The 12,535-nt window shown below is 68.8% G+C and carries 10 protein-coding genes, 1 tRNA gene and 1 other RNA gene; 6 read left to right on the forward strand and 6 right to left on the reverse strand.

The features are described 5' to 3' along the window. Together QZ483_RS09225 and ffs are read right to left on the reverse strand one after the other, a co-directional pair. Nucleotides 1-1,562: DNA polymerase III subunit gamma and tau (locus tag QZ483_RS09225; RefSeq protein WP_297083200.1), on the reverse strand; the 1,562-nt coding region annotated here is incomplete at its 3' end. A gap of 62 nt (nt 1,563-1,624) precedes the next feature. Further along, nucleotides 1,625-1,721, reverse strand: an RNA gene (gene ffs / locus QZ483_RS09230) — signal recognition particle sRNA small type. Nucleotides 1,722-1,785: 64 nt separating this feature from the next. Here ffs and QZ483_RS09235 point away from each other — a divergent pair. Then, nucleotides 1,786-1,873 (forward strand) — tRNA-Ser (locus QZ483_RS09235). Between the two features lie 34 nt (nt 1,874-1,907). After that, on the forward strand, nt 1,908-2,591 hold the full coding sequence (locus QZ483_RS09240) for a LytR C-terminal domain-containing protein (protein WP_297083202.1): 684 nt from the start codon (nt 1,908-1,910) through the stop codon (nt 2,589-2,591). 54 nt (nt 2,592-2,645) lie between these two features. Here QZ483_RS09240 and QZ483_RS09245 read toward each other — a convergent pair whose 3' ends face one another. Genes QZ483_RS09245 through QZ483_RS09260 form a run of 4 tightly spaced genes read right to left on the reverse strand, consistent with a single transcriptional unit; the run spans nt 2,646 to nt 8,113 of the window. Further along, entirely contained in the window at nt 2,646-4,148 is a 1,503-nt protein-coding gene (locus tag QZ483_RS09245) for an alpha-N-arabinofuranosidase (RefSeq protein WP_297083204.1), read from the reverse strand. A 55-nt stretch (nt 4,149-4,203) separates the two neighbouring features. Continuing rightward, nucleotides 4,204-5,325: an arabinan endo-1,5-alpha-L-arabinosidase gene (locus tag QZ483_RS09250; RefSeq protein WP_297083206.1), complete on the reverse strand. Its 1,122-nt coding sequence runs from the start codon at nt 5,323-5,325 to the stop codon at nt 4,204-4,206. Further along, the gene (locus QZ483_RS09255; protein ID WP_297083208.1) at nt 5,325-6,833 is read right to left on the reverse strand and encodes an alpha-N-arabinofuranosidase; all 1,509 of its coding nucleotides are present in this window, start codon (nt 6,831-6,833) and stop codon (nt 5,325-5,327) included. Before QZ483_RS09255 ends, QZ483_RS09250 begins: the two co-directional genes overlap by 1 nt. Beyond that, complete coding sequence (locus QZ483_RS09260; RefSeq protein ID WP_297083210.1) at nt 6,830-8,113, reverse strand: alpha-galactosidase; 1,284 nt, start codon at nt 8,111-8,113, stop codon at nt 6,830-6,832. The genes QZ483_RS09255 and QZ483_RS09260 overlap by 4 nt, the downstream gene beginning before the upstream one ends. Before the next feature lie 420 nt (nt 8,114-8,533). Between QZ483_RS09260 and QZ483_RS09265 the strand changes: the two genes are divergently transcribed. The 4 genes from QZ483_RS09265 to QZ483_RS09280 form a co-directional block, all read left to right on the forward strand. Then, on the forward strand, nt 8,534-9,949 hold the full coding sequence (locus QZ483_RS09265) for a sugar ABC transporter substrate-binding protein (protein ID WP_297083212.1): 1,416 nt from the start codon (nt 8,534-8,536) through the stop codon (nt 9,947-9,949). Between the two features lie 66 nt (nt 9,950-10,015). Continuing rightward, the gene (locus tag QZ483_RS09270; protein ID WP_297083214.1) at nt 10,016-10,966 is read left to right on the forward strand and encodes a carbohydrate ABC transporter permease; all 951 of its coding nucleotides are present in this window, start codon (nt 10,016-10,018) and stop codon (nt 10,964-10,966) included. A gap of 16 nt (nt 10,967-10,982) precedes the next feature. Beyond that, nucleotides 10,983-11,933 (forward strand): carbohydrate ABC transporter permease, encoded by a 951-nt coding sequence (locus QZ483_RS09275; protein WP_297083216.1) that lies wholly within the window; start codon nt 10,983-10,985, stop codon nt 11,931-11,933. A 1-nt stretch (nt 11,934) separates the two neighbouring features. Beyond that, nucleotides 11,935-12,535: family 43 glycosylhydrolase (locus QZ483_RS09280; protein ID WP_297083218.1), on the forward strand; the 601-nt coding region annotated here is incomplete at its 3' end.

Below are 12,535 nucleotides of genomic sequence, written 5' to 3' on the forward strand. Positions count from 1 at the left end.
CGCGGCCCGCCCGGCCCCTCAATCGCGTCGACTCGCACGTGCAGGCCGAGGGTCTCGCGCACCGCCAGTGCGACGTTCTCCGCGTGGGCGCTGCCGGTGAACCGGGACGCGAGGGCGGCGTTGTCGAAGGCCAGGGTCAGCACCCCTGCCTCGACCCCGGCGACCTGGGCGCTCTGGCTCACCATCGACCAGGTGACGCGACGCCGCTCGAGTGTGCCGAGCACCTCGGGCCACCGACGCCGGACGAGTTCGGCGTCCTCGGCGCCGCTGGCGACGTCCCCAGTCGGCGCGCGTACCGGCTCGGGCGCGGCCTCGGGCTCGGGCGTCGCCTGCGGGGCCGATGCGTCGCGGGCCCGTTGGGCGCCTTCGGCGGGCGAGGTGGGGGCGCCGGCAGCCGGAGCTGACGGAGCAGTCGCGCCCGGACCCGCGCTCGGGGCGGGGGCGGCGGACGGCACGGCACCGGTCGCGGCCGCGACCAGCCGCGCGCACAGGAGCTCGAGATGAAGCCGCGGCGAGGTCGCGCCCACCATGTGGGTGAGCGCGTCGTTCACCAGGTCACCGGCCTGGGACGCGCGAGCGAGCCCGAGCCTGCGCGCCTGGTCCTTCATGCGGTCCAGCTGGTCTGCGGGCACCTCGCCCAGCGCGCGCACGCCGTCCGGGCCCGCGGTGGCGAGCAGGATCAGGTCGCGGAGCCGCTCGAGCAGGTCCTCGACGAACCGGCGGGGCTCGTGGCCGGTGCCGATCACGCGTCCTACGACGTCGAACAGCGACGCACCGTCGCCCACGGCGATCGCGTCGACGGCGTCATCCAGCAGCGTCGCGTCCGTGAACCCCAGCAGGGCGATCGCTCGCTCGTACGTCACCCCAGCCGCGTCCGAGCCGGCCATGAGCTGGTCGAGCACCGACAGCGAGTCGCGCACCGACCCGCCCCCAGCGCGCACCACGAGGGGCAGCACGCCGGACTCGACCTCGACCGACTCGGCCTCGCACAGCGTGCCCAGGTAGTCCGTCAGCACCGCCGGGGGCACCAGCCGGAACGGGTAGTGGTGGGTGCGCGAGCGAATGGTGCCGATGACCTTCTCCGGCTCCGTGGTCGCGAAGATGAAGCGGATGTGGGGAGGCGGCTCCTCCACCAGCTTGAGCAGCGCGTTGAAGCCCTGCGGCGTCACCATGTGCGCCTCATCGAGGATGAAGATCTTGTACCGGTCGCGCGCCGGGGCGAAGGCCGCCCGCTCGCGCAGCTCGCGAGCGTCGTCGACGCCGTTGTGCGACGCGGCGTCGATCTCGACCACGTCCACCGATCCGGCTCCACCACGCGCGAGCTCGGCGCAGGACTGGCACTCGCCGCACGGGGTGTCCGTGGGCCCCTGCTCACAGTTGAGGCAGCGCGCGAGGATGCGTGCCGAGGTGGTCTTGCCGCACCCGCGCGGCCCCGAGAACAGGTACGCGTGGTTGACCCGGTCCGCGCGCAGCGCCTGCATCAGGGGGGCGGTGACGTGCTCCTGCCCCACGACGTCGGCGAAGGAGTCCGGGCGGTAGCGGCGGTACAGGGCGGTGCTCACGGCACTGAGCCTAACCGCACGGGGTGACACGCGCATCGGCCCTCCACAGGGGGCCCCGGGCATGAGAGGACCCCCCACGCACCCGACAGAGCCCGCTTACCCTTGCTGCATTCCTGCCCTGGGGGAGTTGGGCGAGATATCGCCACGTGAGGGGTCGCCGTCAAGTCTACCGGCACCCGCGATTTCGGAAGTACGGCCATGCTCGGGTACCATCTTGGGGCTTGGAGGATTCGCCTAGTGGCCTATGGCGCACGCTTGGAAAGCGTGTTGGGTGCAAGCCCTCAGGGGTTCGAATCCCCTATCCTCCGCCAAGAGTGACGTCACCGCATGCACGTGGGGGATTCAGTGGACCAAGCGCAGACCAGCGGCGATGTGAAGCGCCGCAAGGCCAAGCGCCGTCACCGTCGCGAACGCCAGATCATGGTCTTCGGTGTGATCATCATCGCCGTGGGCGCCGTCGCGTTCGCGGCCAGCGCGATCTACCGCGGCGAGGTCGAGGGTCCCTTCTCCGCCGAGTTCAACTCCCCCGCGCCGGACCTCGCCGAGATCGACCTGGTGTGCCCGCCCGCCGGCGCGGACCCCGTGCCGACGGATCAGATCGTCGTCCGCATCAACAACGGCGCGGGCACGCAGGGGCTTGCCGGCTCGGTCTCGCAGACCCTCGAGGGTCGCGGCTTCGTGACGGTGGGCGCGGTCAACTGGTCGCGCTCGTACGACGGCACGGTGCAGATCCTGTTCGGCGAGGAGGGCGTCGCCCACGCGTACACGCTCGCGCGCCAGTTCGAGGACGCCGAGCTGGTGCTCGACAACCGCGGCGACATCACGCTGGACCTGATCCTCGGCGAGGAGTTCGCCGCGTCGCCGGCCCTGCGCGAGCCGCTCGCCCCCGAACTCGACACCAGCCTCCCGCTGACCGCGGATGGTGAGTGCCGCCCCGCGGGGCTCGTGGTCGCTCAGCCCGCGCCGCGCACCCTGCCCGAGAATCCGCTCGCCGAGGCGAGCCCGGAGCCGGAGAGCGACGAGGGCTGAGCCCTCGACGGAGAGCCGATGCGCGCATCGGCCCCCGTACGCCAGGCACCCCTCTCAGGTGGTGAGGGTGCCGTGGAAGGCCGTCCACGACTCGGGCGCGAGCCGCAACGAGACCGTGCCGTCGCCGTGCTCGGCGGGCAGCGCGTCCACCATGCCGTAGGCCTCGGCCTCCTCCTGGGTCTCGCGCGCACCGTCGTGATCCGCCAGGACTGCAGTGCCGCCGTCGATGCGCACGCCGGCCCCGGGGTGGCGCAGAGTCACGATCTGCTCGTGGGCTGTGCGGTTGGTGACGAACAGCGCGAGCGCTCCGGTCGCCGGGTCCACTGAGGCCGCCGCCGTGACCGCCGGGACGTCGCCGTGACGCTCGGTCGTGATGGTCTCCGCGTCGACCTGGAGGTTGAGAGTCTCGCCCGTCGCGAGACGTGCGGCCGTCGCGAACGGGTGGAACGTGGTCTGCTTCCACGCGGCGCCGCCAGGCTCGGTCATGATGGGCGCGATCACATTCACGAGCTGCGCCAGGCACCCGATCGAGATGCGGTCCACGTGGTTGAGCAGGGTGATCATCAGGTCGCCCACGACCACGGCGTCCAGGCCGCTGTAGTGGTCCTCGATGATGCGCGGCGCGTCGCGCTGGATGGGAAGGTTCTTCTCGCCCACGAACCGGGACTCGAGGTACCAGACGTTCCACTCGTCGAACGAGATCGTGATCCGCTTGTCCGAACGGCGCTCCGCCGCGATCGAGTCCGCGCTCGCAACCACGCGCTCGACGAACCGGTCCATCGCGGTCCCGGAACCGAGGAAGGACGCGCGGTCGCCGTTCAGCTCCTCGTAGTACGCGTGCATCGAGATGTGGTCGACCACGTCGAACGTGTGCGACAGCACCGTGCGCTCCCACGCGCCGAACGTGTCCATGTACATCGACGACGAGCCGCACGCGACGAGTTCGATGGTGGGATCCACGAGCTTCATGGCCTTGCCGGTCTCCGCTGCCAGGCGGCCGTACTCCTCTGCGGTCTTGTGGCCGATCTGCCACGGCCCGTCCATCTCGTTGCCCAGGCACCACAGCTTCACGCCGTAGGGCTCCTCGCGGCCGTTCGCGATGCGCAGGTCCGACCAGTGCGTGCCGCCCTCGCCGTTGCAGTAGTCCAGCAGGGCGACCGCCTCCGCCACGCCGCGCGTGCCGAGGTTCACGGCCATCATGGGCTCGAGTCCCTCGCGCTCGCAGTACTGCAGGAACTCGTCCGTGCCGATGGTGTTGGGCTCGATGGTGCGCCATGCGAGGTCGAGGAACGGCCTGCGCTGCTCGACCGGGCCCACTGCGTCCTCCCACACGTAGTTGGACACGAAGTTTCCGCCCGGGTAGCGGACCAGTGTCACCCCGAGCTCGTCCGCGAGGTCCGCGACGTCGCGGCGGAAGCCGTGCTCGTCCGCGGTGGGGTGGTCCGGCTCGTAGACGCCGGTGTAGACGCACCGGCCCAGGTGCTCGACGAACGAGCCGAACAGTCGCCTGTCGATCGGGCCGATGCGGAAGTCGGGGTGCAGCGTGATGGTGGTCATGTCTCTCCTTGGATGGTGGAGGGCCGATGCTGTGGCCGGGTGGGTCAGGTAGGTATCACTGTCCGTCGAGTTCGGTCTCGGTCCAGGCGACGGGCCAGCCGTCGGCGGTCCACGCGAGTTCGCGGATGTCGAGGCGGAAGTCCCCGCCCAGGCTGCCGTCGTAGAAGTGCAGGCCCAGGTGGTTCTTCGATACGGACTGCCCGCCCGGGCCGATCATGCCGCCGCGAGTCGCGAGCACGACGTCGCCGCCGTTGTAGCGCATGTCGTTGCCGAGGCTGTCGACGTACGGGCCCGTGACCGACTCCGAGCGGCCGACCGCGATCGAGTAGGTCGACTCCGTTCCTGAGCAGCACTTGTCGCGCGACACGAACAGGTAGTACCAGCCGTCGCGCTCGATCACGTGCGGCGCCTCGATCGCGTTGAGCGAGTCGTTGCGGGTGGCGAGCACCTGTGGCTCCGTCCCGGCCGCGGCTGTGCCAGACGGCCACTCGAGCTCGATCATCTGGATGCCACCCCAGAACGAGCCGAAGGCCATCCACGGAGTGCCGTCAGCGTCCTCGACGATGCCGGGGTCGATCGCGTTGTAATGGGTCTCACCCGGCGCGGACCGCCACACCTCTCCCTGATCGGTCCAGCCGTAGTCGGGGTCGTCCACGTCGAGTGTGGGCGACGTCATGAGGCCGATCAGCGAGCGATTCGAGCCGAAGGTGGACGCCGAGTAGTACAGGTACCAGGTGCCATCGTGCTCGTAGAGCTCCGGCGCCCAGAAGTTCTCGACGCCGGGCACCACCTCGTAGACCCACTCCGGTCGGGTCTGCGCGTCCCAAGCGGTGCCCACCATCTCCCAGGTCTGTCCTTGGTCCGTGGACCTTCGGATCTGGGGCGCGCCCAGGCCCACGCGGACGTCCCCCGTCGAGTAGACGTACCAGTCCTCGCCCTCGTCGCCCACGACCAGCGCAGGATCGTGCGTCCGGATCTCTCCAGTGACGTCGATGCGGTTCGCGGCGGGGTCGCCGCCGGCCCAGGGCGACCACCACACGAGGCCCGCGGCGAGCACCGCGAGCCCTGCGCCCGCCGCCGCGAGACCGACCCATCGGGGCGTGCGGGCCTCGGGGCCCGCATCGGCGGTCGCCACCTCGTCGTCACCCACCATGGCCTCCCCATCCTGCCGTGCCATCAGCGGCCCAGCCGCACGACGTTCCACGACACCGCGGGCAGCGTCACGGTCAGGGACTCGCCATCGGTGCTCGCAGTGCCATTGTCGACAGGAGTCACCGAGGCATCGTCGTCGACGCTGGCCTGCCAGGTGTGATCCGGGTTCGACAGGCTGGTCGCGCCCACGACGCGCAGGCCGGGGAAGCCGCGCAGGTCCACGGTGAGGCCCAGCTCCTGGTCCAGCGAGCGGTTCACGGCGAAGACCACGACCTCGCCGGTCTCCTCGTCCTGCGTCGCGACAGCATCCAGCACGGGCACGTCGCCGAACCTCGCGGTCTCGTACAGCGGCGACTGCACCTCGACTCGGAGCACCTCGCCGGAGGCGAGCTGCGATGCCTGCGCGAACGGGAAGAACGTCGTCTGCCGCCACGACCGCCCACCGGGCTCGGTCATGATCGGTGCGATCACGTTGACGAGCTGCGCGAGCGATGCCGAGTGCACGCGGTCGGTGTTGCGCAGCAGCGAGATCAGCAGGCTGCCCACCACCACGGCGTCCGCGACGTTGTACGTGTCCTCGAGGAGCACCGGCGCCACGGGCCAATCCTTGCCCGTGGGCGGCTGAGACTCGGCGCGCTTCTGGTACCAGACGTTCCATTCGTCGAAGGAGATGTGGACGCGCTTGCCCACCTTCTTGTGGGCGCGCACCAGGTCGGCGGCCGCGACCACGGACTCCACGAAGTGGTCCATGTCGACGGCGGACGCCAGGAAGGAGCCCAGGTCGCCGTCCTCCTCCCAGTAGTAGGCGTGGGCGGAGATGTAGTCGACGTGCTCGTAGGTGTGGCCCAGCACGGTACGCTCCCACTCGCCGAACGTGGGCATCACCACGCCCGACGAGCCGCACGCGACAAGTTCCAGGTCGGGGTCGATCATGCGCATCGCGCGGGCCGTCTCCGCGGCCAGTCGGCCGTACTCGTCGGCGGTCTTGGAGCCGATCTGCCACGGCCCGTCCATCTCGTTGCCGAGGCACCACATGCGGATGTCGTAGGCCTCGGCCGCGCCGTTCGCGCGGCGCTGGTCGGACCAGTAGGTGCCGGCGTCGACGTTGCAGTACTCGAGCAGGTCGAGCGCCTCCTGGACTCCGCGGGTGCCGAGGTTGACCGCCATCATGGCCTCGGTGCCGGCCTTGGCGGACCACCGCATGAACTCGTCGACGCCCACGGTGTTGGGGTCCGTCGAGTGCCACGCGAGGTCCAGCCGCCGGGGCCGGTCCGCGACCGGCCCGATGCCGTCCTCCCACCGGTAGCCCGACACGAAGTTTCCGCCGGGGTAGCGGATGGTGGAGATGCCCAGCTCGCGCGTGAGGTCGATGACATCGCCGCGGAAGCCGTCCTCATCCGCGGTGGGAGCCTCGGGGTCGTAGATGCCCGTGTAAACGCAGCGGCCCAGGTGCTCGACGAACGAGCCGAACGTGCGCCGGCGCACGGGGCCGATGCGGAACGCGGGGTCGAGAGACAGGGAGGCGTGGATCATCGGTGGTCCTTTCGAGACGCGGCGGTGTCGAGCGCGACCCATGCGACGCCGTGCGCGGGCACGGTCGCGGCGAGGTCGCCTTGCTCGATCGAGGTGGTCTGGCCTGGCCAGAGGTCGGTCATGGAGGCTTCGTGGGCACCGGTGCCGAGGATCGAGGCGAGCGCGATGCGGGCATCGCGCGGGCTGTCGCCGGTCCAGAAGACCGCCGCGTACGTGCGTCCCGGCTGGTCCGTGGCGAGTGCGGACCAGACGACCAGCTCACCGCCATCCGCCGGCTCGCGCAGCAGCTCGCGGTTGTCGCGCGAGTGCCGGAGAACCTTGGCGACGTGGGGATTGGACAGGCGTGCGAGCGTGGCGTCGTCGGTGCTGGGCAGGTCGCCGCCGACCATCAGCGGCGAGCGGCCCATCGTCCACAGCGTGAGCAGGGTGCGCTGCTCGTCGGGCGTGAGGCGTGAGTCCCGCGGGTCGCCCCGCTCGGCGCGGATGCCGATGCGGCCCAGCGGCAGCATGTCCGCGTCCGCCCAGCCGCCCTCCCGCTGGAACGGCGCCCATCGGGCCAGGCGCGCGAACTGGGCGTAGACGTCCTCCCAGCGGTCCCACAGGTCGTCTGAGATGCGCCACATCTGGGCGTGATCCCGCAGATGGGGGAGGTGCTGGGTCGACAGGTGCGTCCCGGGCGACAGTGACAGCGTGATGCCCCGCCCACTGCGCTCGATTGCGAGGGCGTAGGCGGCGATCTCGCGGTCGAAGTACGGAGCCTGCATGTCGTCGGCCTTGATGAAGTCGACTCCCCAGGAGGCGAATTGCGCGACCTGGGCGTCGTAATAGGCCTGCGCACCCGGGTGGTCGTGGTTCAGCCCGTAGTTGTCCGGGTTCCACCGGCACACGTGCTCGAGGTCGGCCACGTCGCGGGCGGTCCACGCGGTGCCGAGGATCGGCAGGTCTCGTTCCACAGCGAGGCGCGGGATCCCGCGCATGATGTGGATCCCGAACTTCAGCCCCAGCTCGTGAACCGCGGCCGCGAGCGGAGCGAAGCCCCGGCCTCCCACGGACGAGGGGAAGCGCTCGGGCGCGGGGGTCTGCCGGCCGTAGGGGTCGAGTTCCAGGGGGGCGTCGGCGTTGTAGCCGTGAGCCCGTGCGGTGGGGTCGTACCAGGCGATGTCCACCACCACGGTGTCCCAGCCGTGCGGGAGCAGGTGCTCGGCCATGACGCCGGCGTTCGCGAGGACCTCGGCCTCGGTCACGGTGGTGCCAAAGCAGTCCCAGCTGTTCCACCCCATGGGGGGAGTGTGCGCGCGCATCGTCGGGCGGCCTCCATATCTACAACGTTGTAAGCAAATGGTGCCGAAAGAGAGCCGTTTTCGTCAAGACGTGACTTGAAATCGGACATTCTGCCCGTCCCGCAGCTGGAGTCTCGCAACCGGAGTGGGGGCGGTTGTTGTGGTCGCTGCATGATCTCAGGCGTCAATACCCCAGGTAAAACGGTCAAAGTCTTGACTGTCTCCGTTTCGTAACCTTTTCCTGCTTGACCGTGCCGCGAGATCTGTGTCACAGTTCCATCGTTGTAAAGAGGTTGGCGCAGGGTCAGCCTCAGAGCCTGGGGTCAAGGGAGACCAGCCGCGAACCGCGGCGGCGGATGCCGCCGTGTCGTGCGGACACACTGGACCTCACTCATCAACGATGATCAGAGAGGCAGGCAGATGCGCAAGAAGGGGATGGCGGCCGCAGCCGTCACGGTGGCAGGAGCCCTCCTGCTCGCCGCATGCAGTTCCGATGGCTCGAGCGGTGGCGACGCAAGCGAGGAGCCTGACACCTCGGGCGGCGACGCTCCCAATGAGCTCACGTTCATGTTCCGCGGCGGCGAGTACGACAAGCTCGCGTACGAGACCGCGATCGCGGCGTTCGAGGAGGAGACTGGCGCGGACGTGACCATGATCATCACCGATGCTGACCAGTACGCGACCAAGCTGCAGGCGGCGATCGCGGGCAATCAGGTTCCCGATGTCTTCTACGTCGAGCCTGGCCGCATCCAGGGCTACGTCTACGCGAACGTCCTCGCGGACCTCACGGAGTACGTCGACCAGTCGGTGATCGACAACATCTGGGACTTCGGCGTGGACGCGTACCGCTTCAACGTCGAGACCGGCGAGCGCGGCCTCGACGGCGACCCGTTCTTCGCGCTTCCCAAGGATGTGGGCCCGTTCGGCTTCGGCTACAACACGGTCATGTTCGAGGAGATGGGCCTCGAGGCGCCGTCGCCTGACGAGCCCATGACCTTCGCGGAGTTCACGGACCTCGCCAAGCAGCTGACCGTCGACAAGGACGGCGACGGCGAACTCGACCAGTGGGGCACCGGCCTCAACGTGGTCTGGAACTCGCAGGCCTTCGTGTGGGGCGCCGGCGCGGACTGGATCTCCGAGGACCAGAAGACCGTCACGGTCGACACCCCGGAGTTCGCTGAGGCGCTGCAGTGGTTCGCGGACCTGGGCCTCGTGGAGGGCGTCACCCCGTCCGCCGAGCAGGCGCAGACGCTGGACACCTACCAGCGCTGGATGGCCGGAGAGATCGGCTTCTTCCCGGTTGCGCCGTGGGACATCGGCACCTACAACCAGGTGGCCGCCGACAACCCCGACACGTTCGGCTACGACGTGATCCCCTACCCCGTCGCCAACGCAGGTGACGACTGGGCAACGTGGCTCGGCTCGCTCGGCATCGCGGTGTCGGAGAACTCGAAGAACAAGGAGCTCGCGGCTCAGCTCGCGACCTACCTGTCGACGGACCTCGAGGCGCAGAAGATCCTCGCGGAGAACAAGGTGCAGATCCCGAACCTGATCGACTACGCGACGGGCGAGTGGCTCGAGACCGACGCCCTGGCTGCCGGTTGGCCGGCCAACACCAAGGCGTTCGTGGAGATCGCGCAGGAGAAGGGTCGCCCGCTGCCGGGCACCTGGACCTACACCCCGGAGTGGTACGACAACTTCTGGGTGGGCATCGAGTCCGTGGTCGACACGGGCGACCAGACCGCGGCGGACTACGTCGCCGGCAAGCAGACTGAGATGCAGATGCTCCTCGACCAGTCATGGGTCTCGGCCGACCAGGCCAAGGCGCAGGGCTAGCGAGCACAGCTTGCGGGGGCCGGTGCCTTGAGCCGGCCCCCGCAACCCCTCAGGAAGGACAGATCCGTGGCGATCGATGTCGACACCACCTCCGGCGCGTGGACCAAGCAGCGCCGGAAGGCCTCGCAGAAGGCCAACCGCAAGCTCCATCGCAAGGAATACACCTGGGCGGCGATCTTCATGGCGGCGCCCGTCATCGGGTGGCTGGCCTTCCTGCTCTTCCCGCTGGGCTTCTCCGTCTACGCGTCGTTCACCAACTGGAACGGCCTGGGGGCGATGAGCTGGATCGGCCTCGACAACTACGTCAGGCTGGTCAACGACCCGTACTTCTGGAAGGCGCTGTGGAACACCGTCTTCTACATGATCGGCATCCCGATCGGCCTGGCGCTGTCGCTGCTGCTGGCGCTCGCACTGGCGCGCAGGATCCCCGGGCGCACGTTCTTCCGCACCGTCTACTACATCCCGGTGATCTCTTCGCTCGCGGCCATCGCGATCCTGTGGCAGTGGGCGTACAACGGCGACTTCGGACTGGTCAACCAGTTCCTCGCGATCTTCGGCATCGAGGGCCCCAATTGGCTCATGGACCCCACGTGGTCCAAGCCGGCACTTATCATCATGGCGATCTGGAAGGGCCTGGGGTACTCGACCATCCTGTACCTCGCCGCGGTCCAGGCGGTGCCGCGCTCCCTCTATGAGGCGGCGGCGCTCGACGGCGCCAACGCGTGGCAGCGCTTCCGCACCATCACGCTGCCGATGGTTCGTCCGGTGACCTTCTTCCTCGTGGTCACCAACATCATCGCGGGCTCGATGATCTTCACCGAGATCAACATCATGACGCCCACCGGCGGCCCCAACTGGTCCACCGCGTCGCTCGTTTGGTACATCTGGAATCAGGCCTTCCGGAACCTGTCGATGGGCTACGCCACGTCGATGGCCCTGGTTCTGGGAATCCTGGTGCTCATCGTGACGGTGATCCAGTTCCGCCTCAACCGCCGCAACGACTTCTCGATTGAGTGAGCCCAGGAGATCCATCATGAGCATCACCTCCAACCCCGCATCCGCCAGGATGGCGACCACGACGAACACTCTGGCTCGCAAGGACCGCACGATCCCGACGTTCAACCGCAATCCGTTCGCGGCGCGCAGCGGATCCGAGGAGAACAAGGCCGTCAACTGGGTCCTGTTCGCCGTCCTGTCCCTGGGCGCGATCTTCATGGCCGCGCCACTGCTGTGGATGGTGTCCACGTCCCTCAAGACCACCGAGGCCGTGTACGCGCTGCCCCCGGAGTGGATCCCCGACCCGTTCGTGTGGAGCAACTACGTCCGCGTCTTCGATGACACCTTCGTGCTGTCGGGCATCAAGAACTCTCTCATCGTCGCGTTGTCGGTGACGATCGTGGGCTCGGTGTTCTCCTCGCTTGCGGCCTTCGCGCTCGCGAAGATGCGGCTGCCCGGCAAGAACATCATCTTCATCGTCCTGCTGTCGGGGATGATGGTGCCCTTCCCGACGCTGATGATCCCGCAGTTCGTCATGTTCGCGAAGATCGGCTGGGTCGACACCCTGCTGCCGCTGATCGTGCCTGTCATCCTCGGCAACGTCATCATGATCTTCTTCCTGCGCCAGTACCTGCACAACGTGCCCGACGGTCTGGTGGAGGCCGCGAAGATCGACGGCGCGAGCTACCTCAGGATCTTCTGGACCATCATCCTGCCGCTCATCCGGCCGGCCATCGCGGCGCAGTTCATCCTGTGGTTCATGTTCGTCTGGAACGACTACCTCGCGCCGATCATCTACCTGAACTCGCCCGAGAAGCAGACGCTGCAGGTGGTCATCGCGAACATGAACGTGCAGTACGCGACTCAGCGCGACTACCCGCTGATCATGACCGCATCGGTCATCTCGGTGCTGCCCATCCTGGTGGTCTTCCTCATCTTCCAGCGTCAGATCATCGAGTCCGTCGCCCTCACCGGATCCAAGGTGTGAGATGACGAGCATCGAGCCGGCCCCGCGCGCAGCGATGGGGACCGGGCAGCCCGTGCCCGTCGAGATCCGCGACTGGGGCGCGCGCAACGCCCACGACCCCACTGCGGTGCGCGATGAGGACGGCACGTACTGGCTGTTCTCGACGGACGCGAACGCTGATGGTCCGCTCCCGGGCGCGGGCGCCCAGGTGCGGCGCTCGGAGGATCTCGTGACCTGGGAGTTCGACGGCTGGGCGCTCGACGGCGTCCCGGCGCCCGCCCGGGCGTGGAGCGGCGCGGACGGCCTGTGGGCCCCCGACGTCGTGCGCGTCGCCACTGCGGACGGCCCCCGCTGGCGCATGTACTACTCCGCCTCGTCCTTCGGCTCCCGCACCTCCGCGATCGGTCTCGCAGAAGCGGTGAACCCGCGCGGACCGTGGACCGACCGCGGCATCGTGGTCGCGACCCAGCACGACCGCGACGGCCACAACGCGATCGACGCGCAGCTGGTGATCGACGGCGACCGCCACCATCTGCTCTACGGCTCGTTCTTCGGCGGGCTCCACATGCTCGAGATCGACCCCGGGTCGGGCTTCGCGCTCGACGCTCCCGCACCGGGCGCTC

It is taken from the genome of uncultured Demequina sp. (genome assembly GCF_913055775.1).
Classification (GTDB): domain Bacteria; phylum Actinomycetota; class Actinomycetes; order Actinomycetales; family Demequinaceae; genus Demequina.